Source organism: Planobispora rosea (assembly GCF_014648175.1).
Taxonomy (GTDB): domain Bacteria; phylum Actinomycetota; class Actinomycetes; order Streptosporangiales; family Streptosporangiaceae; genus Planobispora; species Planobispora rosea.
In genome coordinates this window covers 1-24,340 of sequence record NZ_BMQP01000007.1, presented here as the reverse complement: position 1 = coordinate 24,340, position 24,340 = coordinate 1, and the positions used below count along the sequence as shown (strand labels likewise).

General features: G+C 72.0%; 21 protein-coding genes. 16 read left to right on the top strand and 5 right to left on the bottom strand.

Features of this window, described 5'->3' with window-relative positions; genetic code table 11:
• The first annotated feature begins 285 nt into the window (after window positions 1-285).
• The 3 genes from IEZ08_RS08845 to IEZ08_RS08835 all read left to right on the top strand — a co-directional run bounded on the left by IEZ08_RS08845 (window position 286) and on the right by IEZ08_RS08835 (window position 5,126).
• Window positions 286-2,106 (top strand): ABC transporter ATP-binding protein, encoded by a 1,821-nt coding sequence (locus tag IEZ08_RS08845; RefSeq protein WP_084779634.1) that lies wholly within the window; start codon window positions 286-288, stop codon window positions 2,104-2,106.
• Between the two features lie 428 nt (window positions 2,107-2,534).
• Window positions 2,535-4,190: a urocanate hydratase gene (gene hutU, locus IEZ08_RS08840; RefSeq protein ID WP_068921727.1), complete on the top strand. Its 1,656-nt coding sequence runs from the start codon at window positions 2,535-2,537 to the stop codon at window positions 4,188-4,190.
• Between the two features lie 120 nt (window positions 4,191-4,310).
• A complete protein-coding gene (locus IEZ08_RS08835) occupies window positions 4,311-5,126 on the top strand; it encodes a MurR/RpiR family transcriptional regulator (protein WP_229802996.1) in 816 nt (271 codons plus the stop codon).
• 79 nt (window positions 5,127-5,205) lie between these two features.
• Here IEZ08_RS08835 and IEZ08_RS08830 read toward each other — a convergent pair whose 3' ends face one another.
• From IEZ08_RS08830 to IEZ08_RS08820, 3 genes are all read right to left on the bottom strand, one after another.
• The gene (locus tag IEZ08_RS08830) at window positions 5,206-5,955 is read right to left on the bottom strand and encodes an ABC transporter permease (protein ID WP_068921729.1); all 750 of its coding nucleotides are present in this window, start codon (window positions 5,953-5,955) and stop codon (window positions 5,206-5,208) included.
• A 26-nt stretch (window positions 5,956-5,981) separates the two neighbouring features.
• Window positions 5,982-6,941, bottom strand: coding sequence for an ATP-binding cassette domain-containing protein (locus tag IEZ08_RS08825; protein WP_141703659.1), 960 nt, complete (start codon window positions 6,939-6,941; stop codon window positions 5,982-5,984).
• A gap of 154 nt (window positions 6,942-7,095) precedes the next feature.
• Window positions 7,096-7,626: a PadR family transcriptional regulator gene (locus IEZ08_RS08820; protein ID WP_189241978.1), complete on the bottom strand. Its 531-nt coding sequence runs from the start codon at window positions 7,624-7,626 to the stop codon at window positions 7,096-7,098.
• A 145-nt stretch (window positions 7,627-7,771) separates the two neighbouring features.
• Between IEZ08_RS08820 and IEZ08_RS08815 the strand changes: the two genes are divergently transcribed.
• Window positions 7,772-8,458: an SDR family oxidoreductase gene (locus IEZ08_RS08815; protein ID WP_068921731.1), complete on the top strand. Its 687-nt coding sequence runs from the start codon at window positions 7,772-7,774 to the stop codon at window positions 8,456-8,458.
• 102 nt (window positions 8,459-8,560) lie between these two features.
• Here the strand turns inward: IEZ08_RS08815 and IEZ08_RS08810 are convergent, their stop codons facing one another.
• On the bottom strand, window positions 8,561-9,472 hold the full coding sequence (locus IEZ08_RS08810; RefSeq protein WP_229802995.1) for a glycoside hydrolase family 19 protein: 912 nt from the start codon (window positions 9,470-9,472) through the stop codon (window positions 8,561-8,563).
• A 198-nt stretch (window positions 9,473-9,670) separates the two neighbouring features.
• Here IEZ08_RS08810 and IEZ08_RS08805 point away from each other — a divergent pair, with 198 nt between their 5' ends.
• The 5 genes from IEZ08_RS08805 to IEZ08_RS08785 all read left to right on the top strand — a co-directional run bounded on the left by IEZ08_RS08805 (window position 9,671) and on the right by IEZ08_RS08785 (window position 14,902).
• A complete protein-coding gene (locus IEZ08_RS08805) occupies window positions 9,671-10,855 on the top strand; it encodes an allantoate amidohydrolase (RefSeq protein WP_068928451.1) in 1,185 nt (394 codons plus the stop codon).
• Window positions 10,843-12,195 carry a formimidoylglutamate deiminase gene (locus IEZ08_RS08800; RefSeq protein ID WP_068921733.1) on the top strand — a complete coding sequence of 451 codons (1,353 nt, stop codon included), beginning with the start codon at window positions 10,843-10,845 and terminating at the stop codon, window positions 12,193-12,195. Before IEZ08_RS08805 ends, IEZ08_RS08800 begins: the two co-directional genes overlap by 13 nt.
• A gap of 50 nt (window positions 12,196-12,245) precedes the next feature.
• Window positions 12,246-13,394, top strand: coding sequence for an imidazolonepropionase (gene hutI, locus IEZ08_RS08795; RefSeq protein ID WP_068921734.1), 1,149 nt, complete (start codon window positions 12,246-12,248; stop codon window positions 13,392-13,394).
• A gap of 213 nt (window positions 13,395-13,607) precedes the next feature.
• Complete coding sequence (locus IEZ08_RS08790) at window positions 13,608-14,546, top strand: sigma-70 family RNA polymerase sigma factor (protein ID WP_068921735.1); 939 nt, start codon at window positions 13,608-13,610, stop codon at window positions 14,544-14,546.
• 131 nt (window positions 14,547-14,677) lie between these two features.
• On the top strand, window positions 14,678-14,902 hold the full coding sequence (locus IEZ08_RS08785) for a hypothetical protein (RefSeq protein WP_068921736.1): 225 nt from the start codon (window positions 14,678-14,680) through the stop codon (window positions 14,900-14,902).
• Between the two features lie 3 nt (window positions 14,903-14,905).
• Here the strand turns inward: IEZ08_RS08785 and IEZ08_RS08780 are convergent, their stop codons facing one another.
• Window positions 14,906-15,316 carry a nuclear transport factor 2 family protein gene (locus IEZ08_RS08780; protein WP_068921737.1) on the bottom strand — a complete coding sequence of 137 codons (411 nt, stop codon included), beginning with the start codon at window positions 15,314-15,316 and terminating at the stop codon, window positions 14,906-14,908.
• 76 nt (window positions 15,317-15,392) lie between these two features.
• On the opposite strand from IEZ08_RS08780, the gene IEZ08_RS08775 reads away from it, so the two are divergent.
• The 7 genes from IEZ08_RS08775 (at window position 15,393) to IEZ08_RS08745 (ending at window position 24,276) form a co-directional block, all read left to right on the top strand.
• On the top strand, window positions 15,393-15,905 hold the full coding sequence (locus IEZ08_RS08775) for an SbtR family transcriptional regulator (protein ID WP_229802994.1): 513 nt from the start codon (window positions 15,393-15,395) through the stop codon (window positions 15,903-15,905).
• A 362-nt stretch (window positions 15,906-16,267) separates the two neighbouring features.
• The gene (locus IEZ08_RS08770) at window positions 16,268-17,587 is read left to right on the top strand and encodes an ammonium transporter (protein WP_068921739.1); all 1,320 of its coding nucleotides are present in this window, start codon (window positions 16,268-16,270) and stop codon (window positions 17,585-17,587) included.
• On the top strand, window positions 17,584-17,922 hold the full coding sequence (locus tag IEZ08_RS08765; RefSeq protein WP_049576418.1) for a P-II family nitrogen regulator: 339 nt from the start codon (window positions 17,584-17,586) through the stop codon (window positions 17,920-17,922). The genes IEZ08_RS08770 and IEZ08_RS08765 overlap by 4 nt, the downstream gene beginning before the upstream one ends.
• A gap of 3 nt (window positions 17,923-17,925) precedes the next feature.
• Window positions 17,926-20,202, top strand: coding sequence for a [protein-PII] uridylyltransferase (locus IEZ08_RS08760; protein ID WP_068921740.1), 2,277 nt, complete (start codon window positions 17,926-17,928; stop codon window positions 20,200-20,202).
• Between the two features lie 220 nt (window positions 20,203-20,422).
• Window positions 20,423-23,377 (top strand): sensor histidine kinase, encoded by a 2,955-nt coding sequence (locus IEZ08_RS08755; RefSeq protein ID WP_189241977.1) that lies wholly within the window; start codon window positions 20,423-20,425, stop codon window positions 23,375-23,377.
• Window positions 23,374-23,796, top strand: coding sequence for a roadblock/LC7 domain-containing protein (locus tag IEZ08_RS08750; protein ID WP_068921742.1), 423 nt, complete (start codon window positions 23,374-23,376; stop codon window positions 23,794-23,796). The genes IEZ08_RS08755 and IEZ08_RS08750 overlap by 4 nt, the downstream gene beginning before the upstream one ends.
• A 117-nt stretch (window positions 23,797-23,913) precedes the next feature.
• The gene (locus IEZ08_RS08745) at window positions 23,914-24,276 is read left to right on the top strand and encodes a DUF742 domain-containing protein (protein WP_068921743.1); all 363 of its coding nucleotides are present in this window, start codon (window positions 23,914-23,916) and stop codon (window positions 24,274-24,276) included.
• Window positions 24,277-24,340 lie beyond the last annotated feature (64 nt).

Below are 24,340 nucleotides of genomic sequence, written 5' to 3'. Positions count from 1 at the left end.
TACGGCTGCGCCCCCGGAGCGCCGGCCGCCGCACCCCCTCCGCGGCGGTCCGGCGCTCCTCGCCGTTCCCGCCACTCGCCGATTCGTGTCCGCGGGCCCCGCTGACTCCGCGGGGGGAGGGACCCGCTCCTTGGTGTCAACCACAGTTGACGCCATCGTCCTCGTCAACTTATGTTGACAAGGCCGACTTTGGTCTACGAAACCAGGCGAAGTGCTCAAGGAGGACGCGTGAGCTGTAGACAGGAAGGACGACGACCGGGGGACGGTCGTGTCCGTCCGGAGGGGATGAAAGTGACCACGACCGCATCGGGGCACGTGACCGAGCCCGAACCCGAGCACGGATCCGCGGCCGGGTCCGGTTCCGCGGCCGGGGCGCGGGCCGCCGGCACGTCGTCGTGGCGCCTGCTGCTCGGCTACGTCCGGCCGTACTGGCGCGTGCTCCTGCTCGGCGGGGTGCTCAGCCTCGTCAGCTCACTGGCCGGACTGGCGATGCCGCTGCTGGCCAAGGGGGTGGTCGACGCGTTCGGCCGGGACCAGTCCCTGGCCGGGCCGGTGCTCACCTTGACGGTCGCCGTGGTCCTGGGCGCGGGCATCGGGGCGCTGGGCAGATACGTGCTGGAGCGCATGGGTGAGGGCATCGTGTTCTCGGCCCGGCGGAGCCTGGTGGGGCGCATGCTGCGGTTGCGCGTCTCCGAGGTGGACCGGCTCAAGCCGGGCGACCTGCTCTCCCGGGTGACCTCCGACACCACGTTGCTCCGCGCGGTGTTCACCGACGGGGTCGTCGAGTCGGTCAGCTCCGTGTTCATGCTGGTGGGCGCCATAGTGATGATGGCCGTCATGGACGGGGTCCTGCTCGCCGTCACGCTGGCGGTCCTGGTCCTGGCCGGCGGGCTCGTGGGCGTGGTCATGCCGCGGATCCAGCGGGCCTCGGTCCAGGCGCAGGAGGCGGTGGGCGAGATGGGCGCGGTGCTCGACCGGGTGCTCCAGGCGTTCCGCACGGTCAAGGCCAGCGGCGCCGAGGACCGGGAGATCGCCGCGGTGGGCGACGCGGCGCGTGAGGCGCGGGACCGGGGCGTCGCCGTCGCCTGGTTGTCCTCCATCGTGGGCATCTCCGCCTGGGTCTCCGCGCAGCTCGCCTTCGTGGCCGTGCTCGGCGTCGGCGGGGCGCGGGTCGCCTCCGGCGCCATGGAGGTCTCCTCGCTGATCGCCTTCCTGCTCTACCTGTTCTTCCTGGTCGCGCCGGTCGGCCAGCTGGTCCAGGGATTCACCCAGGTGCAGAGCGGCCTGGCGGCGGTGAGGCGGATCCGGGAGATCGAGGACCTCCCGGCCGAGGAGGCCGCCGGAGCGGTCCCCGCACCCGGCACGGCCCCCGCCGGGGTGGTGTTCGACTCCGTGGTCTTCCGCTACGGCGACGACCGGCCGGTCGTGCACCAGGACGTCTCGTTCACCGTCCCGGCCGGCGGCATGACCGCGCTCGTCGGCCCGTCGGGTGCGGGCAAGTCCACCGTGTTCGCCCTGCTGGAACGCTTCTACGAGCAGCAGTCGGGGACGGTCGCGGTCGACGGCCGCGACATCCGCCACTGGCCGCTGGCCGAGCTGCGCGCCGCCCTCGGCTACGTGGAGCAGGACGCGCCCGTGCTGGACGGCTCGCTCCGGGAGAACCTCCTGTTCGCCGCGCCGGAGGTGGCCGAGGACGAGCTGCGGCGGATACTCGCGCTGACCCGCCTGGAGGACCTCGTCGCCCGACTCCCCGAAGGGCTGGAGACCAAGGTCGGCCACCGCGGGGTCCTGCTGTCCGGCGGCGAGCGCCAGCGCGTCGCCATCGCCCGGGCGCTGCTCCGCCGCCCCCGGCTGCTCCTGCTGGACGAGGCGACCTCCCAGCTCGACGCGGTCAACGAGCTCCGGCTCCGCGAGGTGATCGCGGAGGTGGCGCGGGAGACGACCGTGCTGGTGATCGCCCACCGGCTCTCCACGGTGACCGGCGCCGACCGGATCGTGGTGATGGAGGCGGGCCGGGTCAGGGCCGTCGGCACCCACGACGAGCTGCTCACCCAGGACGACCTCTACCGCGAACTCGCCGCCACCCAGTTCCTCACCTCCGCCTGAGGCCGACCGGCCCGTTCCCGCCTCCGCCTGAGGCCGACCTGCCGGGTCCTCGCTTCTGCCCGAGGCCGATCTGCCGGTTCCCGCCTCCGTCCGACGACCGGAGGACGCGCCCTGCGTAGACTCCTGGCAAATTCCTGGAGCCGTTAGCGGGGTGGTTCGGGCAAGACGCCCACCGGACCGGTTGGTCGTACCCGAAATCGGGAACCCCCGATCCTGCGAAGCCTCTCCTTCGCGCCGGAACGCCCGCGACGGGCGCCCGTTGGGTCCGATCTCCCGGCTCCGCCCGTGCGGGGCGTGGCCGGGACGACGGCCCTGAAGGCGGGGCATCCCGGTGCGCTCCCCGGGATGCCCCTCTCCTCCGGGTTGACCTGTGGCCTCCGAGTGACAAATATGAATGCATTCATTCAGGCCAAGGGGAGGTTCCAGGCATGACTGGCAGCCGGACCGTCCGCGCGCCGCGCGGCACCACGCTCACCGCCAAGGGGTGGCCGCAGGAGGCGGCGCTCCGCATGATCCAGAACAACCTGGACCCCGAGGTCGCCGAGCACCCGGAGCAACTCGTCGTCTACGGCGGCTCGGGGAAGGCGGCCCGTGACTGGCGGTCCTTCGAGGCGATCGCCCGCACGCTGACCACCCTGGAGGGCGACGAGACGCTGCTGGTGCAGTCCGGCCGCCCGGTCGGCGTCTTCCGCACCCACGAGTGGGCTCCCCGGGTGCTCATCGCCAACTCCAACCTGGTGCCCGACTGGGCGAACTGGGAGGAGTTCCGCCGCCTGGAGGCCGCCGGCCTGACCATGTACGGGCAGATGACCGCGGGCTCGTGGATCTACATCGGCACCCAGGGCATCCTCCAGGGCACCTACGAGACCTTCGCGGCCGTGGCCGCCAAGCGCTTCGGCGGCTCGCTCGCCGGCACGATCACCCTGACCGCCGGGCTCGGCGGCATGGGCGGCGCCCAGCCGCTCGCCGTGACCATGAACGGCGGCGTGGCGATCTGCGTCGACTGCGACCCGCGCAGCATCGAGCGGCGCATCGAGCACCGCTACCTCGACGTGCGGGCCGCGGACCTCGACGAGGCGCTGCGCCTGGCCTACGAGGCCCGCGACGCGCGCCGCCCGCTGAGCATCGGGGTCGAGGCCAACGCCGCCGAGGCCGTGCCCGAGCTGCTGCGCCGGGGCGCCGAGATCGACATCGTCACCGACCAGACGTCGGCCCACGACCCGCTGATGTACCTGCCGCTGGGCGTCGCCTTCGCCGACATGGCCGCCGAGCGGGACAAGGACCCGGCCGCCTTCACCGTCAGGGCCCGCGAGTCCATGGCCAGGCATGTGGAGGCGATGGTCGGCTTCCAGGACGCCGGGGCGGAGGTCTTCGACTACGGCAACTCGATCCGGGGCGAGGCCCAGCTGGCGGGCTACGCCCGCGCGTTCGACTTCCCCGGTTTCGTGCCCGCCTACATCCGCCCGCTGTTCTGCGAGGGCAAGGGCCCGTTCCGCTGGGCCGCGCTCTCCGGGAACCCGGCCGACATCGCCGCCACCGACCGGGCCGTCCTGGAGCTGTTCCCCGACAACGAGCCGCTGGCCCGGTGGATCCGGATGGCCGGGGAGAAGGTCCACTTCCAGGGCCTGCCCGCCCGCATCTGCTGGCTCGGGTACGGCGAGCGCCACCTGGCCGGTGAGCGGTTCAACGCCATGGTGGCCGCCGGAGAGATCGAGGCCCCGGTGGTCATCGGCCGCGACCACCTCGACTGCGGCTCCGTCGCCAGCCCCTACCGCGAGACCGAGGGCATGCTCGACGGCTCCGACGCCATCGCCGACTGGCCGCTGCTGAACGCGATGCTCAACACGGCCTCCGGCGCGGCCTGGGTCTCCATCCACCACGGCGGCGGCGTCGGCATCGGCCGGTCCATCCACGCCGGCCAGGTCACCGTCGCCGACGGCACCCCGCTGGCCGCCGAGAAGCTCAACCGGGTCCTCACCAACGACCCCGGCATGGGCGTGATCCGCCACGTCGACGCCGGCTACGAGGAGGCCGTCACCGTCGCCGGGGCCCGCGACGTCCGGATCCCGATGCGCGAGTCCTGAAAGCGTGGGCTCCGGGCGGGCGCGCGATCCGGAGGGACGGCGGAGCCCGGCGGTCGGGTACGGTGAGCCACCGCTTCCGGGCGGGGAATGACGACGGGCCGTCGATCGGTTGGAGGGGACGTGGGCGGCGGACTCGATCGACTTCTGGAGGGTCACCGGCTCTCGCCGGTGCAGCGGCGGATCGCACGGTATCTGCACGACCACCTCGCGGAGGCGGTCTTCCTGTCCAGCGTGGAGCTGGCGGAGCGGGCGGGGGTGAGCCAGCCCTCGGTGACCAGGTTCGCCATGGTGCTCGGCTTCGCCGGCTACCCCGAGTTCCGGCAGGCGCTGCGGCCCCTGGTCGTCGGCGGGCGGGAGGCCCCGCGGGCCAACGACCTGCAGACCGCGATCGATGTGGAGATCGGCAACCTGCACGCCGTCCGGGAGGGGCTGGCCGACGCGTCGGCCGTCACCGGGCTGGGCGCCGCGCTGGCGGCGTGCGAGCCGCTCCCGGTGCTGGGCCTGCGGGTCTCCAGCGGCTTGGCCACCACCTTCGCGTACTACGCCCGCCGGATCCACCCCGACGTCCGGCTGCTGACCCACGGCGGCTCGGAGCTGGCCGACGGCCTGCACACCGCCCGCCGGGCGGGCGCGGGCTGGCTGCTCGCGGTGGTCCTGCCCCGCTATCCGGCCGAGGCCGTACGGGCCCTGCAGGACGCCCGGGAGATGGGTCTGCGCACCGCGGTGATCACCGACCGGCGGGACGTGCCGTTCGACGCCGACGTGATCTTGGCCGCCCCGGTGGGCGAGCGGCTGGTGTTCGACTCGCACGCGGCGCCGCTCGCTCTGGCCATGGTGCTGGTGGAGGCCATGGCGGACGCGGCGCCGCTGCGCACGCAGGCCCGGTTGGAGGAGTACGAGCGGATGACCGACCAGGCCGGGGTCTTCACCGGCTGACCGGAGCCGGGCCCCGGGAAGACGGGCCCCGGGAAGACGGGCCCGGCGTCCGGCGCGGGCCCGCCGGGGACGGGCCGGGCTATCCGGCCAGCTTCCGCAGGGAGCGGACCGACCAGGTCAGGGTGAGCACGCCCAGGACCAGGAAGACGCCGAAGGCGATCGGGATGTCGCCGTCGGAGAAATCGTCGGCGAACAGGGCGCGGCCCGCCTCGACGGCGTAGTAGAGCGGGTTGAACTTCGCCACGGTCTGCATCCACTCGGGGGCGAGCGACATCGGCAGCATCAGACCGGACAGCAGCATCAGCGGGAGCAGGAAGAACTGCACGATCTGCGACATGCCGTTCTCGTCGCGCACCGCCAGCGCCAGGCCGTACGACAGGTTGGCGGCGAACAGGCCGGTCACCGCCATGAGCAGCAGCATCAGGCCCATCGCGGCCAGGCTGATCCGCAGGCCCATCAGCGCGGCCACGCCCAGCACCAGGAGTGACTGCAGGACGAGCATGAGCATGTCCTTCACCACCCGGCCGAGGATGATCGCGGGTCGCCAGGCCTGGCTGACCGCGAGCCGCTCCAGCACCCCGTTCCGGGTCTCATTGATCATGCCGAAACCGGCGAACATGGAGCCGAACAGCGCGATCATCACCAGCGCCGCCGGAGTGAACACGATCAGCGCCTCCGTCAGTTCCCCGTTCGGGGTGATGCTGGTCAGCAACGGGGCGAAGAGCAGCAGATAGAGGACCGGCTGCATGATGCCGATGATCGGCCATGCCAGGTTGCGGCGCATGACGCCGAGCTCGTAGCCGGTGAACAGCAGGGTGTGTCGGAGCATGGGGGATTCCTCGCGGGGTGTCGGGGTCAGGCGGCGTCGCGCAGGGAGCGGCCGGTGTGCTTGAGGAAGACGTCGTCGAGCGTGGCCCGGTCGAGCGAGATGGACCGGATGGCCAGGTTCTCGGCCTCCAGTGCGCGCAGCAGCGCCGGCAGGCCGTGCTCGCCGTCGTCGAGGTAGGCGCGCAGGGAGTCGCCCTCCGTCTGGACCTCCTTGATGTACGGCTGCGCGGCCAGAACCTTCCGCGCGCCCTCCAGGTCGTCGAGGCGGAGCGTGACGACGTCGCCCGCGAGCTCCTTCTTGAGCTTCTCCGGCGTGCCCTCGGCGACGATCTTGCCGTGGTCGACGATGACCAGCCGGTCGCAGAGCGCGTCGGCCTCGTCCAGGTAGTGGGTGGTCAGCAGGACGCTGGTGCCCCGGTCGCGGAGAGCGCGGATCTCGTCCCAGAGGTTGGCGCGGTTCTGCGGGTCGAGACCGGTGGTGGGTTCGTCGAGGAAGACCAGCGGCGGCCGGTTCACCAGCCCGATGGCCAGCGAGAAGCGCCGCTTCTGGCCGCCGGAGAGAGTCTTCACCGGACGGTCGGCGATCTCGCTCAGGCTGAAGGCGGCGAACAGCTCCTCCGCGCGGGCCAGGGCCTCCTTGCGGGACATCCCGGCGATCCGGCCGGCCAGGACCAGGCTCTCCCGGCCCGGGGCGTTGTCGTCCACGCCGCCGGCCTGGCCGACGTAGCCGATCCTCTCCCGGACCTCGGCGGCCTCCTTCACCACGTCGAACCCGGCCACCCGGGCGGTGCCCGCGGTGGGGACGGTGAAAGTCGCCAGCATCCGGACCGTGGTGGTCTTGCCCGCGCCGTTCGGGCCGAGGCAGGCGAAGATCTCGCCCTCGTCGACGGACAGGTCGATGCCCCGGACGGCCTCGACCTCCTCGGTCTTGCCCCGCCCGCGCTTGGCGACGAAGGTTTTACGCAGGTCATGAGCTTCGATGATCATGGATTCTCCGTATGTCGGGGGATGTCGAGCATGAACCCTTCCGCTGTGGGAGGGGCAAGTGGTTTTTCCGCGTGGGGAACCCGCGGAAGGTCCTTGATGAGCCTTCACGAAAAAGAGCGATATTTCCGATAGTCGGGCCCGTCGGGGGCGGGCTTCAGGGCAGTTCGCCGTTCTTGACCTGTCCGATGGCGCCCTCGATCCAGCGCAGCTGGGCTTCGAGCAGGGCGGCGTTGAGCCGGAGGGTCTCGTCGATGTGCCGGGGGGCTCCGTGGCTGCGCTTGGCGGCGACCGCCCGCCTGAACATGCCGATCTCCGCTCCCAGCTGTTCGATCCTGGCCTCCATCGCCGAGACGAGGTCGGCGGCGGGGAGCCGGTCCATGAAGGTCAGCGCCACCTGGAAGGGGTCCACGATGGGTTTGATCTCCCACCAGTAGTTCATCAGCCCCGCCATGAACTCGGCCCGGCCGGCCTCGGTGATCTCGTAGACGGTCTTGCCGCCCCTGCCCTCCTCCGCCCGGCGCAGCAGGCCCTCGTCGGCCATCTTGGACAGGCCGTGGTAGATCGAGCCGTAGGCCACGTTGGCCCATCGGTCGGCGGCCCACAGCTCCAGGCGGCGCCGTACCTCGTATCCGTGGAGCGGGCCGTCGAGCAGGACACCGAGCAGGAGGACGCGGGTGGAGGACATACTCAAGTTTGTATTCAAATTTGAGTATCCCGTCAAGCCTCAAATCTAAAAAGTCATCGAACATCCGCAAGATCGGACATGTCATGACGCCGTGATGACACCCCGCGCCGGGAGCGTTCCGCCGGGGGACAATAGGCTGGGCGGCATGTCAGCACGCCCCACCGCCCTGATCACCGGAGCCTCCCGAGGGGTGGGCGCCGCCGTCGCCCGCGCCCTGGCCCCCACGCACGACCTGCTGCTCGGGGGCCGTGACCGCGAGGCGCTGGACAAGATCTGCGCGGAGGCGCCCGGGGCCCGGCCCTGGCCGGTGGAGCTGACCGCGGTCACCGAGGCGGACGTCGCCGGGATCGACCGGCTCGACGTGCTGGTGCACAGCGCGGGCGTGGTGACACTGGGCCGGATCGGGGAGACCCCGGCCGAGGTCTGGCGGCGCACGATGGAGATCAACGTGATCGCGGTGGCCGAGCTGACCCGGCTGCTGCTGCCCGCCCTGCGCGCCGCGGGAGGGCAGGTCGTGCTGGTCAACTCGGGGGCCGGGCAGCGGGCCAATCCGAACTGGGGCTCCTACGCCGCCAGCAAGTTCGCGCTGCGCGCCTTCGCCGACGCGCTCCGGCTGGAGGAGCCCGGCCTGCGGGTGACCACGATCTACCCGGGGCGGGTCGACACCGACATGCAGCGCGGGGTGCGCGGCCAGGAGCGGGGCGCCTACGAGCCCGAGAAGTACCTGAACCCGGACTCGGTGGCCCGGGCCGTCCTGGCGGCGGTGACCGCGACCCCGGACGCCCACGTCACCGAGATCACCGTCCGCCCGTCGGCGGGGCCCGCCTCCTGAGACGCGGGCGGCCGGCCTCCTGAGACGCGAGGGAGGGCACGGCCCGCGCCGGCCGTGCCCTCCTCCGTCACGCGAGGACGCCGCGTGCCGCGATCATCCCGTTCAGCAGGTCAGGTTGGAGCCCGGGGTGGTCCCCAGGATCTGGGTGAACCTCTGGTAGGAGTTCACCCGGCTCTGCACCTGGGCGGGGTTGCGGCCGCCGCACTCCAGCGAGCCGTTGATGCTGCGGATCGTCTCGCCGAAGCCGCGCCCGTTGACGATGGCGTCGTGCGGGGTCATGGTGCCCGGACCCTTCTGGGTGTTCCAGTACCACAGCGCGGTCTTCCAGGCCACCGCGGCGTCGGTCTGCACCAGGTTGGGGTTGCGCAGCAGGTCGATGCCGAGCGCGTCGCCGGCGGCCTTGTAGTTGAAGTTCCAGCTGAGCTGGATCGGGCCGCGGCCGTAGTAGGCGGACTGGCCGGCCGGGCAGCCGTAGGACTGGCTCGTGTCGCAGTAGTGCGGGTAGTTGGCGGTGTTCTGCTCGACGATGTGCACCAGGCCGCCGGTCTCGTGGTTGACGTTGGCCAGGAAGGCGGCGGCCTCCTGCTTCCTGACGGTGTCGGTGCCGGTCCTGGCGAAGCCGGGGTAGGCGCTCAGCGCGGCGGTCAGGCCCTTGTAGGTGTAGAAGGAGTTCCGGTTCGGGAACATCTGGTTGAACTGCGCCTCACTGACCACGAAGCCGCCCGGGGCCGGGGTGGTGGGGTTCGTCGTCGGGGTGGGCGTGGGCGTGGCGGAGCCGCAGGCCCCCTTGTCGGCCCAGACGTCGGAGGAGCCCGGCGTCTCGTTCTGGGTCCACCACTTCGCGGTCCAGTTGCGGCCCTTGTGGGAGGCGGAGGTTCCGCCCGTGTACACCTTCGTGGAGCTCCACGCCGCCGCGCAGTCCGCCGCCGCCGCGGGGGACGCCTGCACGGCGACCGTCAGCGCGCTCGCGGCCGCCGTGACGGCGAAGGCCGCCATGATGCGCTGTCTCGACACTCGATCACTCCTTTTACGCGGCCGTACGGCACCGGCCGGGAAGACGGTTCGTCCGGTCGCAAAGCCTGGCAGGCAGGGCCTTAACGGCGCCTTAAGTGATCCTTTTGATCTCCATAGCCGCCGGATCGGGTCCGGGCCGCGGCCGTACGGCTGGCCAATGAATGACTTCATTCACATAATGGAGAGGTGTTCGACGAGATGTGGGGCGCCATCGAGCGCCTCGGACGCGATGGCCGGACCGGAGGCTACCTGCGCGACGCGTGGTCGCCCGTCGACCTGGAGCTGCGCGAGTGGTTCCGGCAGGAGGCCGCCCGGCGCGGCCTCGACGTGCGCCAGGACCGCAACGGCAACCTCTGGGCGTGGTGGGGCGACCCCTCCGCCCGCCCCGGGGTGGTCACCGGCAGCCACCTCGACTCGGTACGGCAGGGCGGCGCCTTCGACGGCCCCCTCGGGGTCGTGTCCGCCTTCGCCGCCCTCGACGCCCTGACCGCCAAGGGCTTCGAGCCCGGCCGTCCGCTGGGGATCGCCTGTTTCACCGACGAGGAGGGCGCCCGCTTCGGCGTGCCGTGCATGGGCTCCCGCCTGCTCACCGGCGCCCTCGACCCCGACCGGGCCCGCGGTCTGACCGACGACGAGGGCGACTCCATGGCCGAGGCGCTCCGCCGCGCCGGGCACGACCCCGCCGCGCTCGGCCGGGACCCCGAGACCCTCGGGCACATCGGCGCCTTCGTCGAGCTCCACGTCGAGCAGGGACGGGGGCTCGTGCACGCCGGCGTCCCGGTCGGCGTGGCGAGCGCGATCTGGCCGCACGGGCGCTGGCGGTTCGACTTCCGCGGCCAGGCCAACCACGCGGGCACCACCCGCCTGGCCGACCGCGACGACCCCATGCTGCCCTTCGCCCGGACTGTGCTGCGCGCCCGCGAGCTCGCCGAGCGCGCCGGCGCGGTCGCCACCTTCGGCAAGCTCCGCGTCTCGCCCGGCAACGCCAACGCCGTCCCCGGGCTGGTCAGCGCCTGGCTGGACGCCCGCGGCGGGGACGAGGCCGCGGTCCGCGCGCTGGTCGCCGAGCTGGGCGCGTTCTCCGGCGCCGAGGTGAGCACCGAGTCCTGGACCCCGGTCGTCGACTTCGACGCGGTCCTGCGCGACCGCCTCGCCGCCGTGGTCGGCACCGCCCTCGACCACCGCGCGGCGGCGCCGGTGCTGGAGACCGGGGCCGGGCACGACGCCGGGATCCTCGCGGCGGCAGGGGTTCCGAGCGCGATGGTGTTCGTCCGCAACCCAACGGGCATCTCACACTCTCCGGAAGAACACGCGGAGGCCTCCGACTGTCACCTGGGGGTCACCGCCCTCGCCGCCGTTCTGGAGGACTTGTGCCGAAGCTGACCTACTGGTGCGAGCTGGCCTGGCTGCCGCCGGGCGAGACCGTCGCCGGCGTCCTCGTCGAGGTCGAGGGCGCCCGCATCGCCGACATCACGCCGGGCGTGGCCGAGCCGCCCCCCGGAGCGGTCAGGCTCGCCGGTCTGACCCTGCCCGGCCTCGCCAACGCCCACTCGCACGCCTTCCACCGGGCGCTGCGCGGAGTCACCCAGGCGGAGAAGGGCACCTTCTGGACCTGGCGCGAGCAGATGTACGGCGTGGCCCAGGCACTCGACCCCGACTCCTACCTCCGGCTGGCCAGAGCGGCGTTCGCGGAGATGGCGCTGGCCGGCGTCACCTGCGTGGGGGAGTTCCACTATCTGCACCACGCGCCGGGCGGCACGCCGTACGACGACCCGAACGCCATGGGCCACGCGCTCGTCCAGGCCGCCCGGGAGGCGGGCCTGCGGATCGCGCTGCTGGACGCCTGCTACCTGACCGGCGGGCCGGGGACACCGCTGACCGGCGCCCAGCTCCGGTTCGGCGACGGGGACGCCGAACGGTGGGCCGTACGCGCGGAGGCCCTCGCCTCCTCCTACGCCGGAGAGCCGGACGTGGAGATCGGCGCCGCCATCCACTCGGTCCGCGCGGTCCCCGCCGAGCACATGGCCTCCGTCGCGGTCTTCTCCCACCACCACGCGGTCCCGGTGCACATCCACGTGTCCGAGCAGCGGGCCGAGAACTCCGCCTGCGTGGAGCTGTACTCCGCCACCCCCGTCCAGGTCCTGCACGAGCACGGCGTGCTCGGTCCCCGCACGACCGCCGTGCACGCCACACACGTCTCCGACGCGGACATCGCGCTGCTCGGCCAGTCCGAGACCCACGTGTGCATGTGCCCCACGACCGAACGCGACCTGGCCGACGGCATCGGCCCGGCGCGGGCGATGTCCGACGCGGGTTCGCCGATCACCCTGGGCTCCGACAGCCACGCGGTCGTCGACCTGTTCGAGGAGGCCCGCGCGGTCGAGCTGGACGAGCGGCTGGCGACCGAGCGGCGCGGCCACTGGCGGGCCGCCGAGCTGCTCCAGGCCGCCACCTCGGCCGGGCACGCCTCGCTCGGCTTCCCCGACGGCGGCGTCCTCTGCCCGGGAGCCTGGGCCGACCTCGTCTCCGTCCGGCTCGACTCCGTCCGCACCGCGGGCGGCGGCCCCGCCGCCGAGACCGTCGTCTTCGCCGCCACGGCGGCCGACGTGCACTCCGTGGTCTCGGGAGGCCGCCAGGTGGTCGCCGAGGGCCGCCACGTCCTCGGCGACGTGGGCGGGCTGCTCGCGGAGGCGATCGCCGAGGTACGCCGGGAGAGGGCATGACCCCCGCCGGGTGGACGAGGAGCGGTGAGACGAGGAGCGGTGAAGCGCCGATGAGCACGTTGTTCGACCGGATCGGCCTGCTGTACACCGGGGATCCCGACCGGGAGGAGATCCGGGACGCCGCCCTCGTCGTCGAGGACGGCCGCGTGGCCTGGGTCGGTCCCTCCGGCGACGACCCGGGCGCGGACGAGCGCGTGGACGTGGACGGCCGCTGCGTGATCCCCGGGTTCGTCGACAGCCACGCCCACCTGGTCTTCGCCGGGGACCGCACCGCCGAGTTCACCGCCCGCATGTCGGGGGAGCGCTACACCGCCGGAGGCATCCGCACCACGGTCGCGGCGACCCGCGCCGCCGGCGACGCCTTCCTCGCCGCCAGGACCGCCGCCCTGGTCGCCGAGATGCTCGCCCAGGGCACCACCACCGTCGAGATCAAGAGCGGGTACGGCCTCACCGTCGCCGACGAGCGCCGCTCCCTGGAGATCGCCCGCGGTTTCACCGAGGAGACCACCTACCTCGGCGCGCACGTCGTCCCCCCGGACGCCCCGTCCGCCGACGACTACGTCCGCACGGTCACCGGGGAGATGCTCGCCGCGTGCGCGCCCCACGCCAAGTGGGTGGACGTCTTCTGCGACCGCGGCGCGTTCGACGGCGACCAGAGCCGGGAGATCCTGACCGCCGGGATCAAGGCCGGGCTGCTGCCGCGCGTGCACGCCAACCAGCTCGGCCACGGCCCGGGCGTGTCGGTGGCCGCCGAGCTGGGCGCCGCCTCGGCCGACCACTGCACCCACCTCACCGACGCCGACGTCACGGCGCTCTCCTCCGCCGGGGTGGTCGCCACCCTGCTGCCCGGCGCGGAGTTCTCCACCCGCTCGCCGTACCCCGAGGCCCGCCGCCTGCTGGACGCCGGCGTCACCGTCGCGCTGGCCACCGACTGCAACCCGGGGTCCTCCTTCACCTCGTCCATGCCGTTCTGCATGGCGCTGGCCGTACGGGAGATGGGCATGACCCCGCTGGAGGCGATCAGGGCCGCCACCCGCGGCGGGGCCCAGGCGCTGCGCCGTACGGACATCGGCGTGCTCCGGCGCGGAGCCCGGGGCGACCTGGTCATCCTGGAGGCCCCCTCCTACGTCCACCTGGCCTACCGGCCCGGGGTGCCGCTGGTGGTCCAGGTGTGGAAGGAGGGCCGCCGGGTCGCCTGACGATCCGGGGTGTCCGCCGGCTCCCGATGATTCATCCGTCCGCCGCGGCATCCTCCTTGAGGAGGAGAACGAAACCATTCTGCGGGCGTAGTCCTTTAGGGAATCTTTGCCCAGGCATGGACGTTGATTGGGCAAGCGACGTGTCTGTTGCGCGCGGGGTCTTGAGCGAGCGGGGTGGATACGTCATAAGCAGGCGGAACGAGGTGCCATCGGATGGCAAGGCCGACGGGGAATCGCACGCAGGACCAGCATGTCTCGGATCGGGACCTGCTGGGGACCTACCTGGCGGAGATCGGGAGGGTCCCCCTGCTGACCGCGGAGGAAGAGGTCGATCTCGCGAAGCGGATCGAGGCCGGTCTGTTCGCGGAGCAGTTGCTGGACAGCGGGTTGACGGAGCCGCGGATCGGGGACGCGGCCGATGAGGAGCTTGAACGACTGGCTATTTCGGGGCAGCGGGCCAAGGATGAGTTCATCCAGGCCAATCTACGTCTTGTGGTGGCGGTCGCGCGCAAATATTCGGGACGGGGAATGCCGCTGATCGACTTGGTGCAGGAAGGGAATCTGGGCCTGGTCCGCGCGGTGGAGAAATTCGACTATCGGCGTGGTTACAAGTTCTCCACCTACGCCACATGGTGGATTCGCCAGTCCGTGGGCCGGGCGATCCACGAGCAGGCCCGTCCGGTCCGGTTGCCCACCCACGCGGGGGAGCAGATGACCCGCCTGATGCGGGTCCGCCGCGACATGCTGGCCGAGTTCGACCAGGAGCCGACGGACGCCGACCTGGCGGCGGTCCTGGAACTGCCGATCGAGCGGGTCCGCGAGCTGCGCCGCTGGGCCTCCGACCCCGTCTCCCTCCAGCTCGGCGTGGGCGACGAGGACGAGACCGAACTCGGCGACATGATCGCCGACGAGACGTGGGCCGACCCCGAGCAGCAGGCCATGGACATCCTGGACCGCGAACGCCTGGAGCAGTGGCTGACCGGCCTGGAAGGCCAGACCCGCGAGATGCTCCGATGGCGCTACGGCCTGATCGACGGCCGCGAGCACACCCTGACCGAGGTCGGCGAGCGTTACGGCATCGGCCGCGACCGCGCCCGCCGCATCGAGCGCGACGCCCTGGCCCGCCTCCGCAAGATGGCCACGGCCGCCTGACATCCACAGGAGCGTCGCCCCGTACGGCGGGGGAGGCGCGCCGGCACGGGGGAAGGCGCGCCAGCACGGCGCGCCTCCCCCGGTATGACCCCCGCCCCCGGCCGGCCTGCGGCTGTGCGACCCTGAAAACTGTGCCGGACCGGACCTGCCACCCTCTTCGATCTTTCGCGGCGGCCGTCCTGGACCGGCGACGGTCGCCGGCTCTGGCCGCGACCGCGGGCTTCCTGCCCGCCGTCGTCGTCCACATGATCATCGGCTACACGAGCTTCGTGCACCTGGCTCCGGTGTATCTGGGAATCGCCCTCACCGCGCTCGCCCTCGCTCTCGCGCGGCCGTATCTGTGCGCCGGGCGGTAGCGCTCAGGACGCCGCGGTCTGCAGCGCCCAGGCGATCGCGAGCGGGTTCTGGTACTCCCGCCAGCGGGCGATCCGCCCCTCGTGGACGGTCAGCACGCCGACGAACGGGGCCGCGGCGGACACTCCCGTCCCGCTCATCGTCGCGGCCAGCTCGTATTCGACGACGATGGTGTCGGGATCGGCCGTGTCGTGCACGGCCAGCGCGCGGCAGTCGTCGAAGCGGAACGGCAGGTCGGTGTTCCCGGCGCGGACGAAGGACAGCACCGCGTCCCGGCCCTCGATCCGGCTGGGCCGCCCGGGTGCGGCGAACGGCATCTCCACGATGACGTCTTCGGTGAGTGAGTCGTCGTCGAAGACGGTTTCGTTGGCGATCCAGTGCTCACGCATGCGGTCGAAGACCTCGCGTGGGGTCATGCCTGCCTCCGAGATAAGATGAGTGGCGACTCGACTTACGATAATGAGTCGAGACTCATTTTCCAAGGGGGGCGGCGTGCGGGCAGATGCGCAGCGCAACCGGGAACGCATCCTCGACGCGGCCGAGGAGGTGTTCGCCCGCTGCGGCGCCTCGGCGTCCACCGAAGAGGTGGCCCGGCTGGCCGGCGTGGCGATCGGCACGGTCTTCCGGCACTTCCCGACCAAGGACGACCTGCTGGCGGCGATCCTGAAGCGCCTGCTGGCGCGGCTGGCGGAGGACGCGGCCACCCTCGGCGGGGCGGACGGCCTGCACGTCTTCTTCCGCCGGCTGGTCGGGCAGGCGGCGGCCAAGCGCACGGTGGTCGACCTGGCCGGCGTCAGCGTCCCGGCGGCGGTGAGCCGGCTGGACGAGGCCGTGGGCGAGCTGCTGGACCAGGCGCAGGCCGCCGGCACGGTACGCGGTGACGTCCGCCGGCCCGAGGTGATGGCACTGCTGGTGAGCCTCTGCCAAGGCGCCCTGCACGGCGGCTGGGACGTGGAGCTGCAGGAACGGACACTCGCCGTCGTCTTCGCCGGCCTGGCCGCATAGACGTCGTCCGCCGGGCCGCATAGACGTCCTCCGCCGGGCCGTATAGGCCTCGTCCACCGGGCCGCCGGGCCACTCCGCGCACATTCCGGCCATGCCCGATTCATGCTCCGCCGTGTCCGAAACAAGGCTGAAACACCATCCAGCCGAGATTCACAGATGTGAAACACACAAGGTCGTGGCCCGAAACCACGGAAGAACACGCTGTGGCGCACGGGATGAGGAAGCCGAACCGGAACATCGTGAGGTGAGGCGGACTCGGCCCGGCAGGAACGTCAGTGCGCGGCCGGTCGACGGAGCCCTGGAAGCGCCCACTGCGACTTGTGTAACCGGCCACACGCCAATTGGAAGGAGGGTCGCGTCGAATGAAGATCGATAGCGGCTCCACTGCCTGGATGCTCATGAGCGCCGCGCTCGTACTGCTCATGACCCCGGGCCTCGCGTTCTTCTACGGGGGCATGACCAGGGCCAAGAGTGTCCTCAACATGATGATGATGTCGTGGGTCAGCATCATCGTGGTGACGGTCACCTGGGTCCTCTACGGACACTCGCTGGCCTTCGACGCCGTCGGGGACGGCTCGGGCTTCATCAACAAGATCATCGGGGGTCTCGACAACCTCGGGCTGAGCGGGCTCGTCGACACGGCGACCAAGGACGACGGCACGGGGATGCCCAGCCTCGTCTTCTCCATGTTCCAGATGACCTTCGCGATCATCACCGTCGCGCTGATCAGCGGGGCGCTCGCCGACCGCGTCAAGTTCGGCGCCTGGGTGGTCTTCGCGATCGTCTGGGCGACGCTCGTCTACTTCCCCGTGGCGCACTGGGTGTGGGGCGGCGGCTGGCTGAGCAACCTCGGCATCGAGGACTTCGCCGGCGGAACGGTCGTGCACATCAACGCCGGCGCCGCGGCGCTGGCGGTCGCGCTGGTCATCGGCAAGCGCGTGGGCTGGGGCAAGGACCCGATGCGGCCGCACAACCTCACGCTGGTGCTGCTCGGCGCGGGCCTGCTCTGGTTCGGCTGGTTCGGCTTCAACGCCGGTTCCGAGCTCGCGGTGGACGGCGTCACCGGCCTGGCGTTCATCAACACCCAGATCGCCACCGCGGTGGCCGCCGGTGCCTGGCTCCTGGTGGAGAAGCTGCGCGACGGTCACTCCACGACCCTCGGCGTGGCCTCCGGCGCGGTCGCCGGTCTGGTCGCGATCACCCCGGCCTGCGGCTTCGTCGAGCCGTGGGGGGCGTTCCTCATCGGCGCGATCGCCGGTGTCGCCTGCGCCTACGCCGTCGGCCTGAAGTACAGGCTCGGCTACGACGACTCGCTCGACGTGGTCGGCGTTCACCTGGTCGGCGGTGTCGTCGGCGCGGTGGCGCTGGGCTTCATCGCCACCCGCCCGGCCTTCCCCGGCCAGAACGACGGCATCCTCACCGGCGGCCCGATCTCCCAGCTGGGCGTGCAGGTGCTCGGCCCGGTCGCGGTCGGCCTCTACTCCTTCGTGGTCTCCTGGGTCCTCGCCAAGGTCATCGACAAGACCATGGGCTTCCGCATCACGCAGGAGCAGGAGATCGCGGGCATCGACATCACGACCCACGCCGAGACCGGCTACGACCTCGGCACCGTGCACTCCTCGGGCGTGGCCGCCCCCAAGGGCCCGGTGACGGCCCCGGCAGGTAAGAAGGTGGACGCATGAGACTCATCACGGCGGTCATCAAGCCCTTCAAGCTCGATGACGTGAAGGCTGCCCTGGAGCAGTTCGGAATCAAGGGGATGACGGTCAGCGAGGCCAGCGGGTACGGCCGCCAGCGCGGTCACACCGAGGTCTACCGCGGCGCCGAGTACCAGGTGGACCTGGTCCCCAAGGTCCGGCTGGAGGTGCTGGCCGAGGAGGACGACGCGGAGGACGTGATCGACGTCATCGTCAAGGCGGCGCAGACCGGCAAGATCGGTGACGGCAAGGTCTGGTCCGTCCCGGTGGACACGGTGATCCGGGTCCGCACGGGGGAGCGCGGCCCCGAGGCGCTCTGACCGGTGAGAGGCGAAACTCGCTCGTACGCCGCGGCCCGCAAGGAGCGGGCCGCGGACATCGACCGCTGGCTGACGGACCTGCTCCGGACCGCCTGCGGCACGCCGTACGGGCCGGGCGGGGGAACGAGAGGCACGGACGAGCGCGGCGCCCTGAGCGGGGTCGCGCTCGTCGCGGTTGGCAGCCTGGGGCGTTCGGAGCTCGCCCCGGGCAGCGATCTGGACCTGGTCCTGCTGCATGACGGCCGACAGGACGTCGCCCGCATCGCGGACCGGATCTGGTACCCGGTCTGGGACTCCGGGATCGGCCTGGACCACTCGGTGCGGACCGTGGACGAGGCGGCCAAGGTCGCGCGGGAGGACCTGAAAGCGGTGCTCGGGCTGATCCAGGCCCGGCACGTGGCGGGAGACCCGGAGCTGACGCGGGCGGCGCGGGAGACCGTGCTCGCCGAGTGGCGGGCCGACTCCCGGCGCCGCCTGGTTGAGCTGCGGGAGGCCGCGGACCGCCGGGCGGAGTCCAGCGGCGAGCTGGCGTTCCTGCTCGAACCGGACCTTCGGGACGCCCGGGGCGGGCTCCGCGACGTGCAGGCGATGCAGGCCGTGGCGGCGGCCTGGGTGGCCTCGGCTCCCGGGCCCCGCGTCCGGGAGGCCCACGAGCTGCTGCTCGACGTCAGGCACGGCCTGCACCTGGTGACCGCCCGCGGCGCCGACCGGCTGGTCCTGCAGGAGCAGGACGCGGTCGCCGGAGCGCTGGGACTGCTCGACGCCGAGGCGCTGATGCGCAGGCTCGCGGAGGCGGGCCGGACGATCGCGCACGCCTACGGCGCCACCTGGCGCACCGTGGACCGGCTGCTGTCGGGTCCCCTGCCGAGGGGCCGCCGCCCGCTCGCCGACGGCGTCGTGGAGCACGGCGGCGAGGTGGTGCTGGCCCGCGGGGTCAACCCGCGCAAGGATCCCGTGCTCGTGCTGCGCGCGGCCGCGGCCGCCGCCGAGGCGGGGCTGCCGCTCGCCCCGGCCACCGTGAACGCGCTGGCCGCCCAGTCGCCGCCGCTCCCGGTGCCCTGGCCGGACGAGGCGCGGGACGCGCTGGTGGCGCTGCTGGGCGCCGGGCGCGCGGCGGTGCCGGTCTGGGAGGAGCTGGACCAGGCGGGGGTGCTGGTCCGGCTCCTGCCGGACTGGGAGCGGGTACGGCACCGCCCGCAGCGCAACCCGGTGCACCGCTACACGGTCGACCGCCACCTGATCGAGACCGCCGCCGGCGCCGCGGCGTTCACGCGCGAGGTCTCCCGGCCCGACCTGCTGCTCATCTGCGCGCTCCTGCACGACATCGGCAAGGGCTACCCCGGCGACCACTCCGCCACCGGCGCGGTCGTGGCCCGGGACATCGCCACCCGGATGGGCCTGCCCCCGGCGGACGTCGAGATCGTGGAGACCGTGGTCCGCCACCACCTGCTGCTGCCGGAGACCGCCACCCGCCGTGACCTGGACGACCCGGTGACGATCTCCCGGGTGGCCGGGGCGGTCGGCTCGCGCGAGGTTCTGGAGCTGCTGGCGGCCCTGGCCGTGGCCGACGGCAACGCCACCGGGCCGGCCGCGTGGAACTCCTGGAAGGCTTCGCTGGTCACCGATCTGGTGCGCCGTACCCGGTCGGTGCTCTCGGGCACCCCGCTCCCGCCCGCGCCCTCGCTCTCCGCCGAGCAGACGTCCCTGGCCCGGCACGGCGGCGGCGCGATCCGGGTCAACGGGGGAGCGGTCACCGTGGTCGCGCCCGACCGGGCGGGGCTTCTCTGGCACGCGGCCGGCGTGCTGGCCGCGCACCGCATGGTGGTGCGGGCGGCCTCGGCGGCCTCGGCGGGTTCCACCGCCGTCATCGAGTTCTCGGTCGTCCCCGAGTACGGCTCGCCGCCCGACCCGGCGACGCTGGAGGCCGATCTGCGCCTGGTCCTGGCCGGCCGGCTCGACATCGAGCAGCGCCTGGCCCGCAGGGCCCGTTCGATGCGACCGGCCCGGGTGCCGGTCGCCCCGCCTCGGGTGACCCTGGTCGATGACGCGTCTCACACCGCAACGGTCATAGAAGTACGCGCACACGACCGTCCGGGGCTATTGTGGCGAATTGGCAGAGCATTCGGCGAATGTGGTCTTGACGTACGCGCGGCACGCGTCGAGACTCTCGGCGCAGAGGCGGTGGATGTCTTCTACGTGGTCGACAGGGCCGGGCGTCCCCTCACGGATGAGGCTCAGCGTGAACAGGTGAGAGATCAGGTACTTGCGGCGTTGCGATAACCATAAGAAATCAGTCTCTCGTCACCTTTGTAACGATTAAGTCCGGTTTGTCGGTTATGTCGGTTCTGTCCCGTGGGTGTGTGGTCTGATGAGGCCACTCATGTCGTGATGGTGAAGGGTAGCGAGAGCGGTGACGACGGGACCTACCGATAGCGAGCACGCATCGGTGCGAGACCGCGGCAAGCGGCCTGCCGCCCGATTCGGTTTGCGAAATTGGCGCGTGCGGACGCGTCTTACGGCACTGATCCTGGTGCCGACCGCGGTGGGCGTCGTGCTCGCCGGAACGCGTGTGGTCGCCTCGATCGACAGCGTCGCGGGATATCAGCGCACGGCCGCCGCCGCGGAGTACTCCGAACGGCTGCGCGACCTGGCGCAGGCCATGGGATTGGAACGTGACCGGAACGCCTGGGCGTCGTTCCCGCCGACGAACAAGAGCCTGGTGGCCAGTGCCGAATCCCAGGAGAAGACCGTCGACGGCCTCGTCCAGAAGGTCCGGCTGGACCTCCAGGCGATCGACGACTCCTACGGCCCCCGTGCGGTCAAGGCCGCCCGGGACGCCCGGTACCAGCTCGACGGCCTGGCGAAGACCCGGGAGCTGCCCGGTACGAGCCGCGCCGAGAGCTACAGCAAGCTGATCCAGCCGCTGCTCCAGCTCCACGAGGAGCTCGCGGTGATCGGTGAGGACCCGGACATCGTCGGTGACTCCCGCGGTCTCAGCGCGCTGGCCTACGCCAAGGAAGAGGTCTCCCGGCAGCGTGCCCGCCTGCTGGCCGGCTACTACGCGCCCTCGCTGATCACTCCCCAGCAGGTCGAGGAGTTCATCGCCTCCCGGTCGCGGCTGGCCGAGCGCAGGACCGAGTTCGCCATCGAGGCGGGCGCCACCAACGGCCAGCTGCTGAACACCGCCCTCGTCGACGAGCGGGTGACCCGCGCGGAGCTGACGAAGGCCAAGGCGATCGCCCTGGCCAGCAACCCCAACACCACGGGCCGCCTGCTGACGGACCTCGCCGAGGTCAAGCAGTGGTTCAACGACAACGGCGCGACCCTTGAGCGGATCAAGAAGGTCGAGGACAAGGTCGCCGCCGACGTGATCACCCGGGCCCGGGAGCTGGAGGACACCGAGCAGCGCAACGCGATCGTCGCGGCCGGGCTGATCCTGGCCCTGCTCCTGCTGGTCCTCGGCCTCACCGTCATCATCGCCCGCTCGATGGTCCTGCCGCTGCGCCGCCTGCGCGTCGAGGCGCTGGACGTCGCGGGGTTCAAGCTCCCCGAAGTGGTGCGCCAGCTGCGGGTCTCCGGAGACACCAGGACCCCCGAGGTCGCCCCCATCTCCGTCGACAGCAAGGACGAGATCGGAGAGGTCGCCAAGGCCTTCGACGAGGTCCACCGCCAGGCCGTACGGCTCGCGGCCGAGGAGTCCGAACTCCGCTCCAACATCAGCGCGATGTTCGTCAACCTCTCCCGCCGGACCCAGACCCTGGTGGAACGGCAGATCTCGCTCATCGACGGCCTGGAGAAGGGCGAGCAGGACGGCGGCCGCCTGGCCGACCTGTTCAAGCTCGACCACCTGGCCACCCGCATGCGCCGCAACTCCGAGAACCTCCTGGTCCTCGCCGGCCACGAGCCGACCCGCAGGCGCAGCCAGCCGGCCAAGCTGGTCGACGTCGTCCGCGCCTCGCTGTCGGAGGTCGAGGACTACGAGCGGGTCCAGGTCAAGGTGCACCGGGCGATCTCGGTCGCCGGAAGCGCCGCCAACGACATCGTCCACCTGGTGGCCGAGCTGGTGGAGAACGCCATCCAGTTCTCCCCCCGGGCCAGCCAGGTCGTCGTCTCCAGCAGCATGATCGAGGGCGGCGGCGCGCTGCTCGCGGTCAGCGACGCGGGCATCGGCATGACCGGTGAGGAACTGGTCGAGATCAACCGGCGCCTCGCCGACCCGCCCGTGGTGGACGTGTCGGTGTCGCGGCGAATGGGGCTGTTCGTGGTCGGCCGGCTGGCCCTGCGCCACGGCATCCGCGTCCAGCTCCGCCCGCAGGAGGCCGGCGGCCTCATCGCCATGGTCCTCTTCCCGCCGGAGATCATCGTCCCGGCGGCGCAGCAGGTCCCGACCCCCTCGTGGGGGGCCGGCCCGTCCGCCTCGCAGAGCTCCTTCGGCCAGAGCTCCTTCGGCCAGGGTTCGCTCACCGGCGGCTCCTTCGGGCAGAACTCCCTCGCCGGCAGCTCGTTCGGGCAGAGTTCCGTCGCGGACGGCTCCTTCGGCCAGACGTCCTTCGCGCAGGACTCCCTGCCGCTGACGCCTTCCTTCGGCTCGCTCTCGGCCGACTCCCCGGTCCCCGAGCAGCGTGGAGCGGTCCCGGCCACCCCGTTCGGCGCGCCCGTACAGGGTGCCGAGTTCTCCTCGGCGCCCCCTTCTGCGCCCCCCTCCGGATCCCCCTCCGCCCTGCCCAAGCGCCAGGCCGGTGGACTCAACGGCCTGAACGGCGGGCCGAACGGCAGCGGCGGCGTGCCGGAGAGCTCCGGCAGCTCCTTCTCCGCGTGGGGGCCCGCCTCGCACGACGACCCGGTCACCGCCTCGATGCCCGCGGTCGGCGTCTCCCCCCTGGAGGCCGAGCAGGAGGAGTTCCTGCCGATCTTCGCCTCGGTCGAGTCCGCCTGGTTCCGCCGGGCCGACGACATCGACGCGCAGGCGGAGTCCGCGGAGCACGAGGAGGAGGCCCCGGAGGCGGCACCGCTCGCGCCGGAGGGTTCCTTCACTGATGGATCCTTCACTGAGGGGTCCTTCACCGAGGCGGACGAGCCGACCCCGCCGGTCGGCGTCGCGGCTCAGACTCCGGCTCCGGCCAAGGCGTCGGTCGCGGCGCCGGCGAGGGCGCAGGCCCCGGCCCGCGTGCCGGAGAACTGGCAGACTCCGGCCGACGCCGGCTGGCAGGCGGCCCAGGCCGCCAGCGACCCCAGCCTCGGCGGGATCACCGCGGCCGGTCTGCCCAAGCGGACCCCGAAAGCCAATCTGGTACCCGGCGCCGCGGCCAGTACGCCGTCGTCGCCGATGCCCCCCATCTCGCCCGAGCGGGTGCGGAACCGGTTGTCGAGCTTCCAGCAGGGCGTACGGCGGGGCCGTGCGGAACTATATGAGGACACCGCCAAGAACACGGCGGAAAAGGAGGAAGGCCAGTGACCACCCTGAGCCACGAGGCCCGTAGGTTCGACTGGCTGATCACCGAGTTCGTCCGCGGCACCCCGGGTGTCGCGCACGCGGTGGTCGTGTCGGCCGACGGACTGAGGATCGCCAGCTCCGAGGGTTTCCCGGACGATCGCGCTGACCAGCTCGCCGCCGTCGCGGCCGGTCTGCTCAGCCTGACCGTGGGAGCCTCCCGTGTCTTCGAGGGCGGTGCGGTGACCCAGACCGTGGTCGAGATGGAGCGCGGTCTCCTGCTCGTCATGGCGATCAGCGACGGCTCCGTCCTCGCCGTGCTGGCCTCTCCCGAGTGCGACATGGGTCTGGTGGCCTACCAGATGACCCTCCTCGTCGACCGGGCCGGTCAGGTGCTCACCCCGGCGCTCCGGGCCGAGCTGCAGTCCTCCCGGGGACGCTGATGGGCGTGACCACAGCGACGACCACGGGACCGGCGGGCACGTTCGTGACGCGGGTTCCCTCCCTCCCGGATGCCCGTCTCCGCCGCCCGTCCCCGGCCTCCGGACGAGGAGAGGGCCTTGCTGGGCGTTGACGGAACCGGGGACGAGGAGCCCCTGTTCCGTCCGTACGCGGTCACCGGCGGTCGCGCCGAGCCGCGCTATCACATGGCGATGGAGACGCTGGTCTCCTCCTCGCCCATCATGGAGGAGGAGCTGGCCCTGCTCACCCCCGAGCAGGACGCCATCATCAGGCTCTGCCGTTCGTTCCGGTCGGTCGCCGAGATCTCGGCGCTGCTGAGGGTCCCGCTCGGCGTGGCCCGCGTGCTGGTGGCGGACATGGCGGACGAGGGTCTCGTCCGCCTCCACCAGCCGCGCCTCGACCAGGGACAACCGGATCTCAACATGCTCGAAAGGGTGCTCAGTGGACTTCGCAGGCTCTAACCGCGGCGGCCTGACGTCGACGAAGATCGTCGTCGCGGGCGGGTTCGGCGTCGGCAAGACCACA

What these genes read in the sequence shown, in the direction of transcription:
- IEZ08_RS08845 (WP_084779634.1), top strand. Translation starts at nt 286, where the DNA reads ATGAAAGTGACCACGACCGCATCGGGGCACGTGACCGAGCCCGAACCC.
- IEZ08_RS08815 (WP_068921731.1), top strand. Translation starts at nt 7,772, where the DNA reads ATGTCAGCACGCCCCACCGCCCTGATCACCGGAGCCTCCCGAGGGGTG.
- IEZ08_RS08780 (WP_068921737.1), bottom strand. Translation starts at nt 15,316, where the DNA reads ATGACCCCACGCGAGGTCTTCGACCGCATGCGTGAGCACTGGATCGCC.
- hutU (WP_068921727.1), top strand. Translation starts at nt 2,535, where the DNA reads ATGACTGGCAGCCGGACCGTCCGCGCGCCGCGCGGCACCACGCTCACC.
- IEZ08_RS08805 (WP_068928451.1), top strand. Translation starts at nt 9,671, where the DNA reads ATGTGGGGCGCCATCGAGCGCCTCGGACGCGATGGCCGGACCGGAGGC.
- IEZ08_RS08830 (WP_068921729.1), bottom strand. Translation starts at nt 5,955, where the DNA reads ATGCTCCGACACACCCTGCTGTTCACCGGCTACGAGCTCGGCGTCATG.
- IEZ08_RS08765 (WP_049576418.1), top strand. Translation starts at nt 17,584, where the DNA reads ATGAGACTCATCACGGCGGTCATCAAGCCCTTCAAGCTCGATGACGTG.
- IEZ08_RS08770 (WP_068921739.1), top strand. Translation starts at nt 16,268, where the DNA reads ATGAAGATCGATAGCGGCTCCACTGCCTGGATGCTCATGAGCGCCGCG.
- hutI (WP_068921734.1), top strand. Translation starts at nt 12,246, where the DNA reads ATGAGCACGTTGTTCGACCGGATCGGCCTGCTGTACACCGGGGATCCC.
- IEZ08_RS08790 (WP_068921735.1), top strand. Translation starts at nt 13,608, where the DNA reads ATGGCAAGGCCGACGGGGAATCGCACGCAGGACCAGCATGTCTCGGAT.
- IEZ08_RS08825 (WP_141703659.1), bottom strand. Translation starts at nt 6,941, where the DNA reads ATGATCATCGAAGCTCATGACCTGCGTAAAACCTTCGTCGCCAAGCGC.
- IEZ08_RS08820 (WP_189241978.1), bottom strand. Translation starts at nt 7,626, where the DNA reads ATGTCCTCCACCCGCGTCCTCCTGCTCGGTGTCCTGCTCGACGGCCCG.